The sequence below is a fragment of the Curtobacterium sp. Curtsp57 genome (genome assembly GCF_047324335.1).
GTDB lineage: Bacteria > Actinomycetota > Actinomycetes > Actinomycetales > Microbacteriaceae > Curtobacterium.
Genome location: NZ_CP168511.1, coordinates 2,044,815 through 2,063,294 on the forward strand (window position 1 = coordinate 2,044,815; position 18,480 = coordinate 2,063,294).

The 18,480-nt window shown below is 71.0% G+C and carries 21 protein-coding genes; 9 read left to right on the top strand and 12 right to left on the bottom strand.

Translation table 11 applies throughout. The features are described 5' to 3' along the window. Positions 1-252 precede the first annotated feature (252 nt). From rpsN to ACEN9V_RS09525, 9 genes are all read right to left on the bottom strand, one after another. Positions 253-558: a 30S ribosomal protein S14 gene (rpsN, locus tag ACEN9V_RS09485; protein WP_071299872.1), complete on the bottom strand. Its 306-nt coding sequence runs from the start codon at positions 556-558 to the stop codon at positions 253-255. 2 nt (positions 559-560) lie between these two features. Continuing rightward, the gene (gene rpmG, locus ACEN9V_RS09490) at positions 561-731 is read right to left on the bottom strand and encodes a 50S ribosomal protein L33 (protein WP_056123557.1); all 171 of its coding nucleotides are present in this window, start codon (positions 729-731) and stop codon (positions 561-563) included. Next, positions 731-967, bottom strand: a complete 237-nt coding sequence (gene rpmB / locus ACEN9V_RS09495) for a 50S ribosomal protein L28 (protein WP_022903747.1) — start codon at positions 965-967, stop codon at positions 731-733. Before rpmB ends, rpmG begins: the two co-directional genes overlap by 1 nt. Before the next feature lie 331 nt (positions 968-1,298). Continuing rightward, positions 1,299-1,994, bottom strand: coding sequence for an alpha/beta fold hydrolase (locus ACEN9V_RS09500; RefSeq protein WP_413600092.1), 696 nt, complete (start codon positions 1,992-1,994; stop codon positions 1,299-1,301). Positions 1,995-2,004: 10 nt separating this feature from the next. Then, a complete protein-coding gene (locus ACEN9V_RS09505) occupies positions 2,005-2,424 on the bottom strand; it encodes a Fur family transcriptional regulator (RefSeq protein ID WP_413600093.1) in 420 nt (139 codons plus the stop codon). Then, entirely contained in the window at positions 2,421-3,335 is a 915-nt protein-coding gene (locus ACEN9V_RS09510; RefSeq protein WP_413600094.1) for a metal ABC transporter permease, read from the bottom strand. The genes ACEN9V_RS09505 and ACEN9V_RS09510 overlap by 4 nt, the downstream gene beginning before the upstream one ends. After that, on the bottom strand, positions 3,335-4,150 hold the full coding sequence (locus tag ACEN9V_RS09515; RefSeq protein WP_413600095.1) for a metal ABC transporter ATP-binding protein: 816 nt from the start codon (positions 4,148-4,150) through the stop codon (positions 3,335-3,337). Before ACEN9V_RS09515 ends, ACEN9V_RS09510 begins: the two co-directional genes overlap by 1 nt. Positions 4,151-4,233: 83 nt before the next feature. Next, on the bottom strand, positions 4,234-5,145 hold the full coding sequence (locus ACEN9V_RS09520; protein WP_413600096.1) for a metal ABC transporter solute-binding protein, Zn/Mn family: 912 nt from the start codon (positions 5,143-5,145) through the stop codon (positions 4,234-4,236). Between the two features lie 242 nt (positions 5,146-5,387). Then, positions 5,388-6,653: a PTS transporter subunit EIIC gene (locus tag ACEN9V_RS09525; RefSeq protein ID WP_402727929.1), complete on the bottom strand. Its 1,266-nt coding sequence runs from the start codon at positions 6,651-6,653 to the stop codon at positions 5,388-5,390. Positions 6,654-6,831: 178 nt separating this feature from the next. Between ACEN9V_RS09525 and ACEN9V_RS09530 the strand changes: the two genes are divergently transcribed. Both ACEN9V_RS09530 and ACEN9V_RS09535 read left to right on the top strand, forming a co-directional pair. Beyond that, positions 6,832-7,068 (top strand): PTS transporter subunit EIIB, encoded by a 237-nt coding sequence (locus tag ACEN9V_RS09530; protein ID WP_144761695.1) that lies wholly within the window; start codon positions 6,832-6,834, stop codon positions 7,066-7,068. Next, positions 7,065-7,517, top strand: a complete 453-nt coding sequence (locus tag ACEN9V_RS09535; RefSeq protein ID WP_413600097.1) for a PTS glucose transporter subunit IIA — start codon at positions 7,065-7,067, stop codon at positions 7,515-7,517. Before ACEN9V_RS09530 ends, ACEN9V_RS09535 begins: the two co-directional genes overlap by 4 nt. 210 nt (positions 7,518-7,727) lie before the next feature. On the opposite strand, the gene ACEN9V_RS09540 is transcribed toward ACEN9V_RS09535, so the two are convergent. Beyond that, on the bottom strand, positions 7,728-8,504 hold the full coding sequence (locus ACEN9V_RS09540; protein WP_413600098.1) for a GntR family transcriptional regulator: 777 nt from the start codon (positions 8,502-8,504) through the stop codon (positions 7,728-7,730). A gap of 146 nt (positions 8,505-8,650) precedes the next feature. Here ACEN9V_RS09540 and ACEN9V_RS09545 point away from each other — a divergent pair, with 146 nt between their 5' ends. The 5 genes from ACEN9V_RS09545 (at position 8,651) to ACEN9V_RS09565 (ending at position 14,152) form a co-directional block, all read left to right on the top strand. Next, a complete protein-coding gene (locus ACEN9V_RS09545) occupies positions 8,651-9,274 on the top strand; it encodes a response regulator (RefSeq protein WP_402727927.1) in 624 nt (207 codons plus the stop codon). Continuing rightward, positions 9,271-10,461, top strand: a complete 1,191-nt coding sequence (locus ACEN9V_RS09550; protein ID WP_413600099.1) for a sensor histidine kinase — start codon at positions 9,271-9,273, stop codon at positions 10,459-10,461. Before ACEN9V_RS09545 ends, ACEN9V_RS09550 begins: the two co-directional genes overlap by 4 nt. A 90-nt stretch (positions 10,462-10,551) precedes the next feature. Then, a complete protein-coding gene (locus ACEN9V_RS09555) occupies positions 10,552-12,552 on the top strand; it encodes a bifunctional lysylphosphatidylglycerol flippase/synthetase MprF (protein ID WP_413600100.1) in 2,001 nt (666 codons plus the stop codon). Beyond that, positions 12,549-13,979 (top strand): alpha/beta hydrolase, encoded by a 1,431-nt coding sequence (locus tag ACEN9V_RS09560; RefSeq protein ID WP_413600101.1) that lies wholly within the window; start codon positions 12,549-12,551, stop codon positions 13,977-13,979. Before ACEN9V_RS09555 ends, ACEN9V_RS09560 begins: the two co-directional genes overlap by 4 nt. Then, complete coding sequence (locus tag ACEN9V_RS09565; protein WP_413600102.1) at positions 13,976-14,152, top strand: hypothetical protein; 177 nt, start codon at positions 13,976-13,978, stop codon at positions 14,150-14,152. Before ACEN9V_RS09560 ends, ACEN9V_RS09565 begins: the two co-directional genes overlap by 4 nt. 162 nt (positions 14,153-14,314) lie before the next feature. Here ACEN9V_RS09565 and ACEN9V_RS09570 read toward each other — a convergent pair whose 3' ends face one another. Next, the gene (locus ACEN9V_RS09570; RefSeq protein ID WP_413600103.1) at positions 14,315-14,884 is read right to left on the bottom strand and encodes a GNAT family N-acetyltransferase; all 570 of its coding nucleotides are present in this window, start codon (positions 14,882-14,884) and stop codon (positions 14,315-14,317) included. Positions 14,885-15,006: 122 nt separating this feature from the next. Between ACEN9V_RS09570 and ACEN9V_RS09575 the strand changes: the two genes are divergently transcribed. Together ACEN9V_RS09575 and ACEN9V_RS09580 are read left to right on the top strand one after the other, a co-directional pair. Further along, positions 15,007-16,050 (top strand): hypothetical protein, encoded by a 1,044-nt coding sequence (locus ACEN9V_RS09575; RefSeq protein ID WP_413600104.1) that lies wholly within the window; start codon positions 15,007-15,009, stop codon positions 16,048-16,050. 62 nt (positions 16,051-16,112) lie between these two features. After that, positions 16,113-16,892 (top strand): hypothetical protein, encoded by a 780-nt coding sequence (locus ACEN9V_RS09580; RefSeq protein WP_413600105.1) that lies wholly within the window; start codon positions 16,113-16,115, stop codon positions 16,890-16,892. On the opposite strand, the gene ACEN9V_RS09585 is transcribed toward ACEN9V_RS09580, so the two are convergent. After that, positions 16,889-18,454 (bottom strand): dihydrolipoamide acetyltransferase family protein, encoded by a 1,566-nt coding sequence (locus tag ACEN9V_RS09585; RefSeq protein ID WP_413600106.1) that lies wholly within the window; start codon positions 18,452-18,454, stop codon positions 16,889-16,891. The genes ACEN9V_RS09580 and ACEN9V_RS09585 overlap by 4 nt on opposite strands. Between the last annotated feature and the right edge of the window lie 26 nt (positions 18,455-18,480).

Here is an 18,480-nt window from a genome sequence, read left to right on the forward strand (position 1 = left end):
CGTCCGTTGCCCCGGGCGGTTGCCCGGTGCTTCGGATCAGCGGACCGGAGCCCGGCGGAACCGGAGTTGAAACTACCAGCAGGGTGGGACGAAACCTGCCGACTCGCCCGGATTTCCGGGGTTGTTGAGGTGCTGGAGTGACCGATGTGACGAATGTGACGAACTTGTCCCCCGAGAGCGAACCGAGTTCACCCGCGGACGACGAACGCCCCGCCACCGGTGAGGGTGACGGGGCGCTCGGGAAGCGAGTGCTTACCAGGAGCTCTTCGTGATGCCGGGGAGCTCGCCACGGTGGGCCATGTCGCGGAAGCGGACACGGCTGATGCCGAACTCACCGAGGTGGCCACGGGGGCGACCGTCGATGGCGTCGCGGTTGCGGTAGCGGATCGGCGAGGCGTCGCGGGGGAGCTTCTGCAGCCCCACGCGAGCGGCCTCACGCGACTCGTCCGTGCCGTTCGGGTCCACGAGGGCCTTCTTCAGCTCGAGACGACGGTCGGCGTAGCGCGCGATGATCTCGGCGCGCTGGTTGTTCTTCGCGATCTTGCTCTTCTTCGCCATGCTTAGCGCTCCTCACGGAAGTCGACGTGCTTGCGGACCACCGGGTCGTACTTCTTCAGCACGAGACGGTCCGGGTTGTTGCGACGGTTCTTCTTGGTCACGTAGGTGAACCCGGTGCCCGCCGTGGAGCGGAGCTTGATGATCGGACGAACGTCCTGACCCTTCTTGGCCATCAGATCTTCTCCCCACGGGCGAGGAGGTCCTTGACGACGGACTCGATGCCGCGTGCGTCGATGACCTTGATGCCCTTTGCGCTGAGCGTGAGCGTGACGTTACGACGAAGCGAGGGCACGTAGTACGTCTTCTTCTGCACGTTCGGGTCGAAGCGGCGCTTCGTCCGGCGGTGCGAGTGCGAGATGTTGTGTCCGAAGCCGGGAGTGGCTCCGGTCACCTGGCACACTGCTGCCATGGTTTCCTCCTGTTGAGTACCGTGCGGCCGATCGGCCACACCCAAGGTCACTTGCCTGGCACGCACGCGCGTCGCCACCGACGGTGGTTCTGCGAGGGGGGTGTGCGTGCCGCCCGATCCGGCCGCGGCGTTCGCGACGGCAGGAGGGCTGAACAACTGGGCCCGCGCAGGCGCGGACCAGCCATCCACATTACGGGACGGCCGGGCGTGTCGCAAGTCGGCCTCCGGACTGGAGGCCCGGGCCGGCCCCGCAACGCGACCGCAGCCCTGCAGGTGGTCACGTCTACCGGCCGCACCTGCGTCGCGGACGGAGGCACGGCCTCCCGGTCGGCTACGGACCGTCCGCGGGTCTCGGTGCCAACGCGTGGACCAGCAACTCGCCGAGCTGCCTCGGCGCCGTGAACATCGGCCAGTGGCCGGTGTCGAGACCGACGATGGTGAGTTCCTCGGTCGCGACGAGCTCGGCCGCCCACGCCTGGTGGTCGGCGACCATGGCGGCGAGCTCCTCTGGTCGGATCTCGCACGTGACGACCGTCGCCGGGATCGTGTGCCGTGCAGCGTCGTCGTAGTGGAACCGGTCGACGGGCAGTCGAGCGGGCTCCGGGATCGCACGGTGCTCGAAGGCGGCGCGGAGTTCCGGCGTCATCCCCCGTGTGGTCGCCGGCTCCCAGAAGTCCCAGGGCGGCAGCGGTACGACGCCGTCGACGACCGGCAGTTCGTCGTTGACGCAGCCGCCGGCCGGACCGGGGAAGGTGTCGACGTAGAGCAGGTGCCCGACGAGCGACGGACGCTGGTCTGCGGCCATGTACGCGATCGGCCCGGCGCCGGAGTGCCCGGCGAGCGCGACCGGTTCGTCCGCGGTCGCGACGTCGTCGATTCGCTCGACGATCGCCGCCACCTGCTCGTCGAGCGTGTCGCCGTCGCGGGTGAGGGCCTCGACGGAGTGACCGGCCTCGCGGAGGACGGGCAGCACCTCGTCCCACGCGTCCGCTTCGAGCCAGAAGCCCGGCACCAGGATCACGTACATGGCGTGGACGCTACGCGGACGCGTTACCGTGTGCTGCCGTGCACGCTGCGCATTCGCCGAAGATGTCGACCACGTGACTGGCGTTCGTGAAGCCGTGCTCAGCGGCGACCTGCTGCGCCCACTGCTCGACCGGGTCGGCCTGGATCTCGACCGTCCGACCGCAGTTCCGGCAGATCAGGTGGTGGTGGTGCTTGTCCGTCGTGCACGCCCGGTACAGCGACTCGCCGTCCTGCTGTAGCGAGTCGGCATCCCCCTCGGTCGCGAGGTCCGCGAGGGCCCGGTAGACCGTGGCCAGGCCGATCGTCGAGCCGCCTTCGCGGAGGTGCGCGTGCAGCGCCTGTGCGCTGACGAACCCCTCGGTGGAGTCGAGCGCGCCGCGGACGGCTTCGCGCTGCCAGGTGTTGCGCTTGGGCTTCTGGACGGCGTTCACGCGTTCACTCCTTCCGTGCGACGCGACGGCGCCGCGGTCGTGTCGTGTTCGTCGCGGACCGCGACCCGGTCGCGACCACGTCGTTCCTTCCGGGCACCGAGGATCCGGCACACCACCCAGATGGCGAACGAGATCGACGTCACGTACGGGCTGATCGGCAGACCACCGCCGAGTGCCAGCAGGATGCCACCGACGACCGACACGACCGCGAACACCATGCTCAGCACGGGGACCAGGACGGGGTGCACCGTCAGCCGGAGTGCCGCGGCAGCCGGTGTGACGAGCAACGAGAGCACGAGCAACGCGCCGACGATCTGCACCGAGACCGCGGTCGCGAGCCCGAGCAGCAGCATGAAGACGAGCGCCAGGGTGCGGACGGGGACACCGGCCGCCGCCGCGACGTCCGGGTCGACGGACGAGAACATCAGCGGGCGCCAGATGACCAGCAGGGCGATGACGACGATCGCGCTGATCACGACGAGCGACTGCAGCTGGGGCTGGTCCACCGAGACGATCTGCCCGGTGAGCAGCCCGAACTTGTTGGCTGCGCGGCCCTTGTAGAGCGCCAGGCAGAGGATCCCGAGGCCGAGCCCGAACGGCATCAGCACCGCGATGATCGAGTTGCGGTCGCGCGCCCGGGAGCCGAGCAGCCCGATGAGGAGCGCCGCGATGACCGAACCGACGAGCGAGCCCGTCACGACGTTCACCCCGAGCAGCAGGGACGCACTGGCGCCGGCGAACGAGAGCTCGCTGATGCCGTGCACCGCGAACGGCATGTTCCGCGCGACCACGAACGGGCCGATGAGTCCGCCGACGACGCCGAGCACCGCACCCGCGATGATCGAGTTCTGCACGAGCGCGAGGAGCTCGCCGTAGTCCTGGAACGAGAAGATCGTCGACCAGACGTCCATCAGATCCGCCCTTCGTCCGGCGCCGCAGCGTGCGGGTCCGGGTCGCAGTGGTGGTCGCGGGCGTCGTTCGCGCCGACGATCACGATGCGCCCCATCGTCCGGACGACGTCGACGGGGGTGCCGTACAGGTCGCTCAGCACGTCGGCGCGGAGCACCTCGTCCGGCGATCCGATGCGGAACCGACCACCGGCGATGTAGAGCACCCGGTCGACCACGTCGAGGATCGGGTTCACGTCGTGCGTGACGAAGAGCACCGCGGCGCCCCGCTGGCGGCGCTGCCGGTCGATGAGTTCGGTGACACCGCGCTGGTGGCGCAGGTCGAGGGAGATGAGGGGTTCGTCGCAGAGGAGCAGTGCGGGGTCGGCGGCGATGGCCTGCCCCACCCGGGTGCGCTGCTGCTCGCCGCCGGACAGTTCGGCGACGGGTGCGTCCGCGAACGCGGTGGCACCGACCTCGTCGATGATGCGGTCGATCCGTTCCCGCTCGGCCTTCCGCTCCGGCCGGATGCCCCAGCGGGACCCGGTGACGCCCTGCGCGATCATGTCCCGTGCGCGGAGCGGTGTACCGGATTCCATCAGACGCTGCTGCGGGATGTAGGCGATCTTCCGGTGCCCGCGGCGGACGGGTTGGCCGAGGAACGACATCGTGCCACCGGTCAGCCGCTGCTGCCCGAGCACGGTCTTCAGCAGGCTCGTCTTGCCGGCACCGTTCGGACCGAGGACCGCGAGGAACTCCCCCGGCGCGACGTCGAGGTCGAGGCCGTCCCAGAGCTTGCGGGTGCCGTAGGACAGGCCGGCGTCGCGGAGCGCGAGCACGGCGGAACCGCCACTGCGCTCGGCAGTGGCGGTTCGCGGGTCCCGTCGGGGCTGGGACCGGTCCTGTCGGGGCTGGACCGCTGTCACTTCGCCAGCGCCGCCTGCACCGCGTCGATGTTCGCCTGCTGCCACGAGACGTAATTCTTCCCCTTCGGGAGCGTCTCCGTGACACCGACCACGGGCACACCGTTGTCCTCTGCGGCCTTCTTGACCTGCTCGGTCTCCGGGCTCGAGGTCTGCTCGTTGTACGCGAGCAGCTTCGCGGTGTGGCTCGAGTAGAGCTTCAGCGTGTCGTTGAGCGCTGCCGGCGGGACGTCGTCGCCCTCCTCGATCGCCTCGGAGAAGTCGTCCGGCGTGACGTTGTCGAGGCCGATCGCGTCGAAGAGGTACCCGGGGACCGGCTCGGTGTACGTCACCTTCTCGCCGTCGTACTGCTTCTTCAGGTCGGCGGTCTGCGACTCGAGGTCCTCGAGCTTCGACGTGAGCGCCTCGGCGTTCTTCTCGAACGTCGCCTTGTCCGCGCTGTCGAGCGTGCCGAGCCGCTTCGACACGTCGGCGACGAGCTTGACCATCGTCGGGTAGCTGTAGAACACGTGCTCGTTGAACTCCGCGTCGCCGCCCTTGTCGAGGCCGGAGAGCTTCACGACGTTGATCGTGTCGGCCTTGGTCTTCGAGGAGTCCGACAGCGTCGTCATGAAGTCGTCGTACCCGCCGCCGTTCTCGATGAGGAGGTCGGCCTTCGACACCGCGAGCTGCGTCTTGGCGCTGGACTCGAACGAGTGCGGGTCCTGCGAGGGGTCGTTCAGGATGCTCGTGACGTCGACGTGGTCGCCGCCGATGGTCTCGACGAGGGAGCCGTAGACGTTCGTGGAGGCGACGACCTTGATCGTGTCGTCACCGCTGTCGTTCGTGGACGCGGAGGAGGTCGCGCAGCCGGTCAGGGCGAGCGCGGCGGCGCCGGCGACGAGCGGCAGGGCGATGAGGCGGTTGTGCATGTCGCCAACGCTAGCCGTTGATGATAACGATTGTCAAAACCGGTATCAGTCTTGGGTCTCCGCGTCGGGGGGGCGATTCGCGCGTGGGAGGTCGTTTCGCGCGTAGCAGGCTTGAATTTCCGGCCACCCACGCGCGATTCCGCTTTCGACTCCGGTCGCGATGGGAAGGAACGTGCGCAGAGACGGACGGGAGGCACGGTGCCAGCTGGCACCGTGCCTCCTGTCCGACCGATGGTCGCGACCTACGCCTTGGTGGCCGCCTCGATCGTGTTCTCCGCGATCGTGTCGTCCTCGCGGCCCGGCGTCCGCAGGTTCCACTTCCTGATCACCCAGCCGAAGAGGAAGTAGTAGATCACCGCGTAGCCGAGGCCGATCGGGATGAGCCAGATCGCCCCGTCCGCCTTGCCGAAGTTCAGCACGAAGTCGATCGCCCCGGCCGAGAACGAGAACCCGTCGTGGATGCCCAGCGCGTTCACGAGCGCCAGGGACGTCCCCGTGAGCACCGCGTGGATGATGTAGAGCGGGAACGCCACGAACATGAACGAGTACTCGAGCGGCTCGGTGATGCCCGTCACGAACGAGGTCAGCGCGGCGGAGAGCATGATGCCGCCGACGAGCTTGCGGTTCTGCGGCTTGGCGTTGCGCCAGATCGCGAGCGCACCGGCCGGCAGCGCGAACATCATGATCGGGAAGAAGCCGGTCTGGAAGATGCCGGCGGTCGGGTCACCCGCGAGGAAGCGCGCGATGTCACCGTGGTAGGTCACGCCACCGGTCGTGAAGCTGCCGAGCTGGAACCACGGGAAGAAGTTGAGCAGCTGGTGCAGGCCGATCGGGATGAGCATGCGGTTGACGAACCCGAAGATGCCACCACCGATGACGGCGTTGTCCGCGACGGCCTGGCCGGCTGCGGTCAGCGCGATGTCGAAGTAGCGGTACACGAAGGACATGAGCACCGCGATGATCAGACCGGCGACCGCGGTCAGGATCGGCACGAGGCGACGACCGGAGAAGAACCCGAGGAAGTCGGGCATCTTCGTGCGGTGGAACTTCTGCCAGAGCCACGCGGAGACGAGACCCATCACGATGCCGCCGAGGACGCCGAAGTTGATCGTCGCCTGGGCGCCGTTGGCGTCCTTCACCCCGGCGAGCACGATCGGCGACATCGCCGCGAAGACCTGGTACATGACCATGTAGCCGACGACCGCGGCGAGCGCCGTGGTGCCGTCGGACTTCTTCGCCCAGCCGATCGCGATGCCGACCGCGAAGAGCAGCGGCAGCCAGGTGAACACACCGTTGCCGGCGGCCGCGATGATCGTGGCGCCCTTCTCGAAGCCGGGGATGGCGCCGAGCATGTCGGACTGGCCGAGTCGGAGCAGGATGCCCGCCGCGGGCATGACCGCGATGGGGAGCAGCAGACTCCGGCCGAGCCGCTGGGCGTTGGCGAAGAGCTTGCTCTGCTTCTTCGGCGTCTTCTTCTCCGGCACATCCGTGGCAGCAGTCGTGCTCATCGGAGTTCCTCTCGTCATTGGGTGGAGCTGGTCGGGGTGAGTTGAGTCGCGCAGCCGGCGCAGGTAACCTCGGCGGTATCGCCAGGTCCGGTCCTGTCCGGTCATGACCAGTACGTAGTGTCGATGACCGCGCACGGCATGTCAACCTGGACGCGCACCCTTAACGAGGAGGAAACAGATGGCCGACATCAAGGCTGCCGACATCATCGCCGCGCTCGGCGGTGCCGACAACATCGAAGAGGTCGAGGGCTGCATCACACGCCTCCGCGTCGAGGTCGAGGACGGTGACCTCGTCGACAAGGGCGCGCTCCAGGCCGCCGGTGCCCAGGCCGTCGTCGGTGGCGGTACCGGCTGGCAGGTCATCGTCGGTCCGATCGCCGACAACCTCGCGCAGGACATCCAGGACGAGCTGTGACCGCAGTCCTGACGCCGTTCGCCGGGCCGGTCGTCGCTCTCGCCGACGTGCCGGACCCGGTGTTCGCCGGGCAGCTCGTCGGTGCCGGTGTCGCGGTGGACCCGACCGGTGTCGAGGGCACGGTCACCGCGGTCGCACCCGTCGACGGCACCATCGTGAAGCTGCACCCGCACGCCTTCGCGCTCCAGGGCACTGCGGGGACGGACGTGCTCGTGCACGTCGGCATCGACACCGTGAAGATGTCGGGCGAGGGCTTCGAGCTCCTCGCGGCCGAGGGTGACACCGTCGCCGCCGGGGACCCCGTCGTCCGCTTCGCTCCGGCGACGATCACCGGGGCCGGCTACTCCCCCGTGTGCCCCGTCGTCGTGCTCGGCTCCGCCCCGGACTCGATCGCACAGGGCGCCGTCGGCACCACGGTCACCGAGGGCGACACCCTCTTCGAGGTCTGACCCCCGCCGGGACCCCTTCGCCAAAGCGACAGTTCGCCGCCGAGCCCGCACGACCCCCTCGCCAAAGCGACAGTCTGCCGCCGATGTTTCGCGGCAGCCTGTCGCTTTCGCGGTCCGGGCGAGCGCGGGCAGCGAGCGCGGGCAGCGGGCAGCGAGCAGCGAGCGCGGGCAGCGGGCAGCGGGCAGCGGGCAGCGGGCAGCGGGCAGCGGCTACACGACGGACTGCGTCGCGGTGACCTCCATCTGCACGCGGTAGCGGTCCGACCGGTACCAGCTCATCGCGTGCTCGACCGGGCGGTCCCGCGAGTACGACACCCGGTCGAACTCGAGCACGGGTGCGCCGGTCTTCGTGCCGAGCAGCGTGGCGACGTCGTCCGCTGCCGGCTTCGCCGCGACCGTCTGCTGCGCGCGGTCGATCGGCAGGCCGTACTCGTTCGCGACGATCGAGTACACCGACCCGGACAGGTCGTGCTCGAGCAGCCCGGGGAACGCCCCCGCGGAGAGCCAGGCGTCGTCGATGGACACCGGCGCCCCGTCCGCCATGCGCAGGCGCTTCACGTGGTACGCCGTGTCGGTGTCACCCAGACGGAGCGCAGCGGCGGTGTCGGCCGGCGGCACTCGTTCTTCGCGGACCAGCACGACCGTCGTCGGTACGTGCCCCATCGCCCGCATCTCCTCGGTGAACGACGCCAGGTGCAGCGTCGACTGCACGGGCCGGTGCGCCACGAAGGTGCCCTTGCCGCGGACCCGTTCCAGGTACCCCTCGTTGACGAGCTGCCCGAGCGCCTCGCGCACGGTGATCCGGGAGACGCCGTACTCCGCGATGAGCTGGCGTTCGGACGGGATCGCCGCACCAGGAGCGAGTCGCACCGTCGCGAGTTCGAGGAGGATGCGCCGGAGCTGCTGGTGCTTGGGCTCGGCTCCTTCGGTGATGCGGGTCGTCATCGGCTCCTCGTGCTCCATCGCGGTGGTTCGGCAGCTGGTCATGGGCGGACATGACCAGTTGCCATCACACTAGCGAGTCGTGACCGTCCAGTCGATGTGCATGACAGAACGCGACATGTGGACGGATTCTCACCGATCCCCGAGGGGGCCCTCTGGGACGCTCCATCGGAAGCTGCCAGGATGTCGCCGTGACATCCGTGGTGATCATCGACGACGAGGGGCTCGTCCGCTACGGCTTCGGGCTCATCCTCGGGGCCGCCGACGACATCGAGGTCGTGGCGAGCGGCAACGACACCGACGCCTTGTCGATCGTCGCCGAGCACCACCCCGACGTCGTCCTGCTCGACGTCCGGATGCCCCGGATCAGCGGCCTCGACCTGCTCGCCGGGATCACGGCGATGCCGGACCCCCCTGCGGTCGCGATGCTCACGACCTTCGACGCCGCGGAGCACCTGGGCCGCGCGATGGAGCTCGGCGCAGCGGGCTTCCTGCTCAAGGACACCGACCCCGAGCACCTCGCGCAGTACGTCCGCGTGCTCGCCGCCGGTGGCGTGGTGCTCGCCCCGGGGCTCGACCGGACCCGGCTCTTCGCGCAGACGTCCGAACCGGTCGCCTCGCCGCCGCTCTCCGATCGCGGGCGCGAGGTGCTCCGGCTCCTCGCCGACGGCGCGAGCAACCCGGAGATCGCCGCCCACCTGGGTGTGAGCACCGGCACCGTCAAGGAGGACGTCCGCGGCCTCCTCGCCGCGTTCGGCGTCACGAGCCGCGTCCAGCTCGCGCTCCGCGCCGCAGCCGCTGGCCTGCTCACGTGAGCGCACGAGGAATCCGGCGGCTCGTCAGGGCGACCGACGGGAGGCTCGACACGGCGGTCGACGCCGGCCTGCGCTGGGTGCGCGCGCACCGGGCACCGTGGTGGCTGGTCGACGCCTTCTTCGTCGCCGCCGCCGTCGCGGACGCCGTCCTCGACATCTCGGGAGCGACGCAGTTCGAGACCGCGATGTCCCTGGTGGCCGCCGCCGCGCTGCTCCTCCGGCGCCGGCTCCCCGTCACCGCGTTCGCGCTGACCCTTCCCGGGCTCTTCATCGGCTCGGCGGTGGTCGCCTCGGCGGTGGCGCTGTTCACGATCGGCGCGCGCACCCAGCGGCGGTGGGTGATGCTCCTCGCCGCGGTCGTCGAGTTCGTCGGCTTCAGCGGGTTCGTCGGCCCACCGCAGACGCTGGACGACATCGTCGTGTCCATCATCTACGCGCTCATCTTCGCGCTCGGCCCGATCTCGATCGGGCTCCTGGTGCAGACCCGCGCCAGCCTCACCGAGCGCCTGGTGGAACGCGACGCCGCCCGGGCGGACGAACGCCGGCAGGCGGCAGCCGTGGCGCTCTCACGGGAGCGGGCCCTGCTCGCGCGCGAGATGCACGACGTCGTCTCGCACCAGGTCACGCTCATCGCGGTCCAGGCGGGCGGGATGCAGATGGCGGGCAGGGACGAGGCCGAACGCGGGTTCGCACGGACGATCCGGCAGCTGTGCGTCGTGACCCTGCAGGAGCTGCGCGAGATGGTCCAGGTCCTGCGCGCATCGGGTGGCACGGACCGCGAGATCGCTCCGCAGCCGGTGCTCGCCGACCTGCAGCGGCTCATCGACGACTCCGGACTGGACACCCGTACGGACGTCGCCCTGCCGGAGACCCTCGCGCAGCCGGTCCAGCGCGCCGTGTACCGCTTCGTGCAGGAGGCACTGACTAACGTCCGGAAGCACGCCCCCGACGCCGCCGTCCACGTCACCGGGCTCGTCGAGGACGGTGACGTGGACGTCCGCGTGTCCAACGGGCCGGCACGGGGCGCACGGCTCGAACTCCCCGGATCCGGCCTCGGACTGATCGGGCTCGGCGAGCGTGCGTCGTTGCTCGGGGGCTCGCTCGAGAGCGGTCCGACCGACGACGGCGGGTTCGCACTGCACCTCCGGCTGCCCGTCGAGCACCTGCCCCCGGCCCCGACCGCCTGATCCGACGGCCAGCCCGGGATGGCCGACCGGCCAGCGCGGTTCAGCCCGCGGGTCGATGTCCCCCGCGCGCTGATCCGCTGTGATGCAAGGGTGCGCATCACTCCCCTCGTCGCTCGGCTCCGTCGGTACCCGGTGACCGTCGTCGTCACGGCCGTGACCGTCGCGCTCGTCGCCGCCGCACGGCTGAACGGGTCCGAGCCGGACTTCCCGCACCACCCGCCCGTGGCGTGCGTCGCGTTGCTCGCCCTGCTCGTCGCGACGGCGGTGTCCGAGCGCGCGATCGGATCGGTCCGGACGATCGTCGTGGGACTCGTGGTCCCGACCGTCGCGATCCTCCTCACCCGGGTCGCGGTCACGGTCGGCGCCGCCCTCGGTGAGGCCCACGCCGAGGTCGCCCACGGGCAGCAGCTCATGGCGCCGAGCACCGTCGCGGTGGCGCTCTTCGCCGCGTCCTCCGCTGCGCTGCCCACGCAGCGCCGTTGGCGCGTCCGCACGGTCCTCTGGACGGTGACCATCACCCTGCTGCTCTTCGCCGGCCACGGGTCGGACGTGGCCCGCGCCCTGGCCGCGCTGCTCGGGGTGGCGAGCGGCGCGCTCGTGCTGGGTCGAGCCTCCCGTCCGGCCCGTCGGGACCCGCTGTCGGTCCGCACCGTCGTCACGGCCGCGCTCGCGGCCCTCGGCTCCGGATCGCTCGTGACGCTCGTCGTCCCCGATCCGGACGGCGTCCTCTCGCCGTTCGCCGACGCGATGACCGACCGGGCCGTCGTGCTGGTCGGTGCGCTCCTGCTGCTCGCGGCCTGGCTCGTGTCGCACGGTCGGCGGGCCGGCGTCGTCGTGGCGGTGACCGTGCTCGTGGTGGTCACCGCCGTGCTGGCGGACGCGTTCGTCATCGAACCGATGACCGCCGACGCGCTGCAGTGGCAGGGCCTCGGACTCGACGAGATCGAGTGGCAGATCACGCTCATCGGTGCGTGGGTCGTGCCGGCCGGGGTGCTCCTCGCCGTCCTGCTGCTCCGCGACCGCCTGGTCAGGGGGCGGTTCCGCGCGGCGACCAGCACGACCGACCTCGTGGCGATGCTCCGCGACGGCGACGCCGGGACCCTCGGGCACATGGGGACCTGGCGGGGCAACGCCGTCTGGTCGCACCCCGAGGGGCTCGGCGCCGTGGCCTACCGGGTCCGCGGGGACGTCGCACTCACCGTCTCCGACCCGGTGTGCTGTGCCGACGACCGTGCCGCGGTGATCGCGGGGTTCGTCGTGCACTGCGACCAGAACGGCTGGACGCCGGCGTTCACGAGCGTGCACGCACCGGTGCGGGAGGTCCTGGCTGCCGAGGGGTGGACCGCGCTGCCCGTCGGGGTCGAAGCCGTGCTCGACGTCACCACGTTCGACCTGCGCGGGAAGCGCCGACAGGACCTGCGCACCGCGTCGAACCGCGCCGATCGCGAGGGTGTGCGTGACGAGTGGACCCGCCTCGAAGCGCTCGACGCCGAGCAGCGCGCACAGGTCGAGGCGATCTGCACCCGTTGGGCTGCCGATCGTCGGCTGCCGGAGATGGGGTTCACGCTCGGCGGGTTCCGGGAGCTCGACGACCCGGACGTCCGTCTCGCGCTCGCCGTCGACGCCGAGGAGCGGGTCGTCGCGGTGACGAGCTGGCTGCCGGTGTACGCGCACGGGACACTCATCGGCTACACGCTCGACGTGATGCGTCGCGGGGACTCAGGGATGCCCGGCGTGATCGAGTTCCTGATCGCCAGGACCGCCCTGCGCTCCCGCGAGGCCGGGCTGACCATGCTGAGCCTCTCCGGGACGCCGCTCGCCGCGCACGACCCGACGGCACGCGGGGTGCTCGACCGGGGTTCGCTGCTCGTCTCGCGGGTCCTCGAGCCGGTCTACGGGTTCCGCTCGCTCCAGCGCTTCAAGGAGAAGTTCGGTGCAGCGCACGAGCCCCTGTGGCTGGTCGTCCCGACGCCCCTGCACGTCCCACGGGTGGCACGGGCGCTCGCGAGTGCGTACGTCCCCGGGTTCCGCCCGCGGCACCTGCTCGAACTCGGCCGGGCACACCGCGCGGCGGCCGGAGCACGTTCGTGACGGACCCGTTCCACTGGCTGATGGGCACGCGGCTGCAGGTACCGACGAAGCTCGTGCCGGCCGACGTCGTGTTCGTCGTGCTCGTCCTGCTCGTGGCGTTGCCGGCGTTCCGGTCGACCGGGCGCGACGGAGGCGGCGGGGGTAGGTGGCCAGACCGCGCTGCCTGGCGCCGGACCGGGTTCCGTGCGCTCGGCGCCGTCGGCGGTGGGCTCGTCGGGCTCCTCGCCTGCTGGGTGGTCGGCGACCTCCTCAACGCCTTCGATGTGCGGTTGACCGACGTGACGCGGATGTGGGTGGCCTTCGCCTTCGCCGGGCTCGGGCTGGCCGCCGTCGGTCTCGTGCAGGGCGGACGGGTCCGACGTGTCCTCGCGGCGGTGCTCGTCCCCCTCGCACTCCTCGTGCCCGCGCTCGGCGTGAACGTCGACTACGCCGCGTACCCGACGCTGAACGCGCTCGTCCAGACCGATCCGTTCCCGGCACTCGACCTGGGTGCCGAGACCGGCGCTGTCGGGGCGGCGGCCGGCGCCGGCACGTCCGGCGTCGGCGCGGCCGGTGCGGCCGGTACGGCCGGTACGGCCGGTGCGGCCGGACGGTGGGCTCCGCCCGCGACGATGCCCGCCACCGGCCTGGTCGGCACCGTGCGGATCCCCGGCCGCGAGTCCGGCTTCCCCGCCCGCCCCGCAGTCGTGTACCTGCCGCCGGCGGCCCGCACCGCCGACCCGCCGCCGCTGCCCGTCATCGTGTCCCTGTCCGGCCAGCCGGGCTCACCAAGCGACATGTTCACCGTCGGCGGCCTCGCGACCACACTGGACGCCTACGCCGCCGCCCACCACGGGATCGCGCCGATCGTCGTGTCGGCCGACCAGCTCGCCGTTCCCGGGCACAACACGATGTGCGTGGACTCGACCATCGGCAACGCCGCGACCTACATCACGCGGGACGTCCCCGACTGGATCACGTCGCACCTCCGCGTCACGACCGACCGCCGCGGGTGGGGGCTCGTCGGGTTCTCGCAGGGGGCGACCTGTGCCATGCAGTTCCTCGCCGGGCACCCCGACCAGTTCAGCGCTGCTCTCGCGATCTCGAGCGAACCGCAGCCGATCGACCGCTCACCGCAGAACAGCGCCGACGAGGCGTTCGGCGGCTCCCTGAGTCGCTGGCGAGCCGCCGCACCGGGTGCGCTGATGGCCGCGAACCGCCCGTACTCGGACACGTCGGTGTGGCTGACCGCGGGGTCCACGGACGGCGAGTTCGTCCGGTCCGCCCAGCACCTCGGGTCGGCGGCACGGGCGGCCGGGATCCGCACGAGGGTGGCATCGGCACCGGGCAGTGGCCACGACTGGAACACCGTGCAGTGGTCCGTGTCGAACGAGCTCCCGCACGAGGCGGACGTCCTGCTCACCGCTCCTGGCGTGGTGCACGGATGAACGACCGCTCGGCGATCACGGCGATGCGCGTGGCCGTGTTGGGGATCGCGGTGTTCGTCGCGGTCGTCGTGCTGACCTGCTGCTCGGCGGCGTGGGCCCTCGGCAGCGTGCTGCTCGTGCTCGCCACCGTCGCCGGCGCGTTCGTCGTCACCCTCGGCCCAGGGCGACGCTGACGCGGGCCGCGCCCCCGCACCGCGCCGGGGCCGGGGCCGGTACCGGCGCCGGAACGATCGAGTGCGCAGACAACGGGTCCAGTCCGCCCGGCATCGGCCCACTTCCGCGCACTCGATCACTGGACCGACGAACGATTCCGCCGGCGACGCTGACGCGGGCCGTCAGGCGTTCGCGACGAGCCAGTCGTACTGGGCGTCGGTCAGCGCACGATCGGCCCAGACCTGCCGTTCGACACCGCTCGGCGTCGGCGCGGCGGTGGAGCCCTGCCACACGAGGGACAACCCGCCGCGGGCGAGCACCGTCGCGGAGGCGGGGTTGTTCGTCAGCACCCGTCCGGTGATCGGCGTTCCCGGGGCGGTCTCGAGCGCAGCACTGACGGCCGCCCGAGCGATCTCGGTCGCGTAGCCGTGGCCCCACGCGCTCGGTGCGAGGCGGTACCCGAGGTTCCACACCCCACCCGCGGTCATGTCCACGCCGCCCACCCCGATCACGACGCCGTCGTGCCGGATCGTCCACGACCCGAGCCCGTGCCGGACCCGCCCGCCGATCTTCCGCTGGACGAGGTCCTGCGTCTGCTCGCGCGACACGTGTCGACCGGAGGGCAGGTGGGTCCAGGTCCGGGCATCGGCGTAGATCGCGTGCACGGCGTCGATGTCGGCCGGTGTCACGGGGGTCAGGACGAGGCGATCCGTTCGGATCTCCTGCGGGGCGCTCAGGAGCTGGTGGACCATGTGATGATCATCTCTCCGACCACCGACATCCGCGTGAACACCACGCGACGATCCGTCGGACCGGCCGAAGTCGACCGAGGGGTTTTTCATTCGGGGATGCTTTTTCACTGTACAGTGAAAACGTGTCGATCACTGAAGAGATGCTGCTGCGCGAGTTCCGGCGCACGCTGCCGCCCGGCGCTCTCGACATCACCGCAACGCAGGACGGGCAGCCGTCGGCGCTGCTCCCGGACGGCGCGCGCGTGCAACTGGACCTCAGATGGGCAGGGCTCGGGTACCCGCGCGACGTCGCCGCCGCGCTCGGTCGGGGCCCTGCAGCTGACCAGGGCGGTGACACGGTGCTGATCGTCTGTGCACAGGCGATGTCCGACGGCTCGCGGCGACTGCTCGCCGAACTGGGCATCTCCTGGTTCACGCTCGACGGTGCGGCCTCCCTGCACATCGGCACGATCTGGGTCGAACGGAGCGCGCGAGCAGATACCTCGCCACGCATCCGGGAGTTCCGATGGTCCAACGCACGTGCGGAGATCACGGAGGTCCTGCTCGACATCGTCGCGAACGGTGCCGCGTGGGAGGACGGGCGGCCGCGGGTCGCCGACGTCGAGACGTTGTCGAGCCTCTCGGGCCGATCACTCGGGTCGGTGGCGGGGACCCTCGCCGGGCTCGACTCGTCGGCGTGGACGGAGCCCGGGCCGGAACCGCGGAGCCGCGCGGTCGCCGATGCGGCCGGACTGCTGGACTCGTGGAGCCGATGGGAGAGCACACGTGCCGCGACGTGGGTGTCGTTCCACACCCTCGACCGTGACCCGTCGCGCATCGAACAGCGACTCGCGTCGGCCTTCGGCACCGGCTTGATCCTCACCGGCAGCACGGCCTCAGAGCTCGTCCGTCCGATGCTGACGGGCGCGAGGCCCGTGACCGCGTACGTCGAGACGGACCAGGAGACACTCGGCGCCGCGGCCGCCGGAGCCCAGATGCTCCCGGCCGACGGTGGCCGGATCCGTCTCAGCCCCGCTCCGTACCAGGTCGCCCGGACGAGCCGGTTCGTCGATGGCCGTCGGACGGCGTCGGCGGTCCGTGTCTACGCCGATCTGCTCGCTGGTTCGGAGCGCGAACGAGAGGCCGCGGAGGTGTACCGGTCGACGGAACTGGCGGTGTTCGGGTGAGCGGCCCGGAGCGTGCACGTGACAGCGGGGCACGGCGGCTCGCGGAGTCCGCGCTCGCAGCCTTGCTCCACGCAGCCGGAGACCGCTCGACCGAGCTCGTGCTCATCGGCGGGCTCGTCCCCGAGTACCTCGTCGAAGCCGACGAGCCGCACCAGGGCACCAACGACGTCGATCTCCTCCTCGACATCGGCCTCCAGTACGACCGCGAAGACGACGACTACGCGTGGCTCGAACGGGCCCTCGCGCGGGCCGGGTTCGTGCCGGTCTCCCCGAACGTGGGCTGGCGCTGGATGGTCGACGTCGACGGTTTCCCGGTGGTGGTCGAGTTCCTCACCGACGTCGCCGACGACCTCGACCAGGAGATCGCACTGCCGGGGGTCGCGACGCTCAGCGTGAACAACCTCCGCGGTCCCGGCCCGGCACTCCGTGACGCCTCCGTCGCGAGCGTCCTCGGCGAGCAGGTCCGGATGACCGATCTCGGCGGGTACCTCGCAGCGAAGGGGGCGGCGGCGTACTGGCGGCGGGCGGACAAGGACCTCTACGACTTCGCCTGGGTGCTCGTCAACGCATCGCGCGCCGATGCGACCCGCGCCGCGATCGCCGTCTCCGCGGTCCTCGACCCGGGCGTCGACCGAGACCGGTGGGGTGCCGTCCTCGGCGTGTGCGCGCTCTTCGAAGCGGTCACCAGCGAGGGAACGGAGGTCTTCGTGTCGACTGCGCTCGCAGCGGGGAGCGAACAGGACGCGAACTCATTGGCCCTCGACGCCGTCCTCGCAGTGCGCCTCTTCCGCGCGGGGCTCCAAGGACATTTCCCGGGAGACGTCACGCGCGCGCAGCCCTAGTCGAGCAGGAGCGCCGGCTCCTCGAGCACCGAGGCCACGTCGTGCACGAACCGCGACGCGACGTCGCCGTCCACCACGCGGTGGTCGAACGAGGCACCGATCGTGGTCACCATGCGCGAGCGGACCTCGCCGTCGACGACCCACGGCTTCGGCTTGATCGTGCCCATCGCGACGATGGCGACCTGCCCCGGGTTGAGGATCGGCGTGCCGGTGTCCATGCCGAACACCCCGATGTTCGTCACGGTGATCGTGCCGTCGGCCATCTCGGCAGGGCTGGTCTTGCCGTCACGCGCCGTGAGCGTCATCTGCTCGAGCGCCTTCGCGAGCTCGAGGAGCGACATGTCCTGCGCGTCCTTGATGTTCGGCACGATGAGCCCGCGGGGGGTCGCCGCCGCGATGCCGAGGTTCACGAAGTGGTGCACGATGATCTCGCGGTCGGTCCACGACGAGTTGACCGAACGGTTGCGGCGGACCGCCCAGATCACGGCCTTCGCCATGATGAGCAGCGGCGACACCTTGACCCCGGCGAACGTCGGCGAGGACTTCAGCCGCTTGACGAACTCCATGGTGCGGGTCGCGTCGACGTCGACGAACAGGGAGACGTGCGGCGCCGTGAAGGCCGACGTGGTCATCGCGGTCGCGATCGCCTTGCGGACGCCCTTGACCGGGATGGTCTCCTGGCGGACGTCGCCCCACTCGGGCGTCTCGATGTTGCGGAAGACGGTGGCCTGCGTCGCATGGCGGATCACGTCGTCGCGGGTGACCTCGCCGGCGAGCCCGGTCGCGACGACGGTGGCGAGGTCGACGCCGAGGTCCTTCGCGAGCTTCCGGATCGGCGGCTTCGCGATCACCGGCAGCGCCAGGGAGGCGGGGACGCTCGACGGGCGCGCTGGACGCTTGCCCTGCTCGGCGACGGCGTCGGCGGTGGTCGCCTCGCCGTCGTCGGTGACCAGGTCGAGGTCGGCTTCCCGGCTGGAGGCACGGCTCGCCTCCGCAGCGACGGCTGCGGCCCGGCGGGCGCCCGGCTTCCGGCGCGACGGTGCGCTGGTCGCGGAGCCGTAGCCGACGAGGACGGCGCCGGAGGACTCGTCGGTGCCGATGACCGAGGCGCCGTCGGCGGCCTGGATCGGGGAGGCGGGGGCTGCAGGGGCGGGAGCGGGCGCGGCGGGCTCCGGAGCCGGTGCTGCGGGCGTCGAGGCCGCAGGCGGCGCCGGAGGCGTCGGGATGGCGGGCGTGACATCGGGTGAGACCGGAGCAGCGTCGGCGACCGGAACCGAGCCTCCCGGCTGTGCCGACGGGCCGGACGCCGACGGGACGTGCGCGTCGGACTCGACCCGGATGATCGGCTTGCCGACCTCGACCGTGTCGCCCTCGCTGACGAGCAGCCCGGTGACCTTGCCCGCGAAGGGCGACGGCAGCTCGACGAGGGACTTGGCGGTCTCGATCTCGACGAGGACCTGGTCCACCGCGATGTCGTCGCCGATCGCCACGCGCCACTGCACGATCTCGGCCTCGGTCAGGCCTTCACCCACGTCGGGGAGGGGGAATTCGGCGACGGCCACGTCGGCTCCTTCGTCGGTCGGTCGTG

What these genes read in the sequence shown, in the direction of transcription:
- rpsN (WP_071299872.1), bottom strand. Translation starts at nt 558, where the DNA reads ATGGCGAAGAAGAGCAAGATCGCGAAGAACAACCAGCGCGCCGAGATC.
- rpmG (WP_056123557.1), bottom strand. Translation starts at nt 731, where the DNA reads ATGGCCAAGAAGGGTCAGGACGTTCGTCCGATCATCAAGCTCCGCTCC.
- rpmB (WP_022903747.1), bottom strand. Translation starts at nt 967, where the DNA reads ATGGCAGCAGTGTGCCAGGTGACCGGAGCCACTCCCGGCTTCGGACAC.
- ACEN9V_RS09500 (WP_413600092.1), bottom strand. Translation starts at nt 1,994, where the DNA reads ATGTACGTGATCCTGGTGCCGGGCTTCTGGCTCGAAGCGGACGCGTGG.
- ACEN9V_RS09510 (WP_413600094.1), bottom strand. Translation starts at nt 3,335, where the DNA reads ATGGACGTCTGGTCGACGATCTTCTCGTTCCAGGACTACGGCGAGCTC.
- ACEN9V_RS09520 (WP_413600096.1), bottom strand. Translation starts at nt 5,145, where the DNA reads ATGCACAACCGCCTCATCGCCCTGCCGCTCGTCGCCGGCGCCGCCGCG.
- ACEN9V_RS09525 (WP_402727929.1), bottom strand. Translation starts at nt 6,653, where the DNA reads ATGAGCACGACTGCTGCCACGGATGTGCCGGAGAAGAAGACGCCGAAG.
- ACEN9V_RS09530 (WP_144761695.1), top strand. Translation starts at nt 6,832, where the DNA reads ATGGCCGACATCAAGGCTGCCGACATCATCGCCGCGCTCGGCGGTGCC.
- ACEN9V_RS09540 (WP_413600098.1), bottom strand. Translation starts at nt 8,504, where the DNA reads ATGACCAGCTGCCGAACCACCGCGATGGAGCACGAGGAGCCGATGACG.
- ACEN9V_RS09565 (WP_413600102.1), top strand. Translation starts at nt 13,976, where the DNA reads ATGAACGACCGCTCGGCGATCACGGCGATGCGCGTGGCCGTGTTGGGG.
- ACEN9V_RS09570 (WP_413600103.1), bottom strand. Translation starts at nt 14,884, where the DNA reads ATGGTCCACCAGCTCCTGAGCGCCCCGCAGGAGATCCGAACGGATCGC.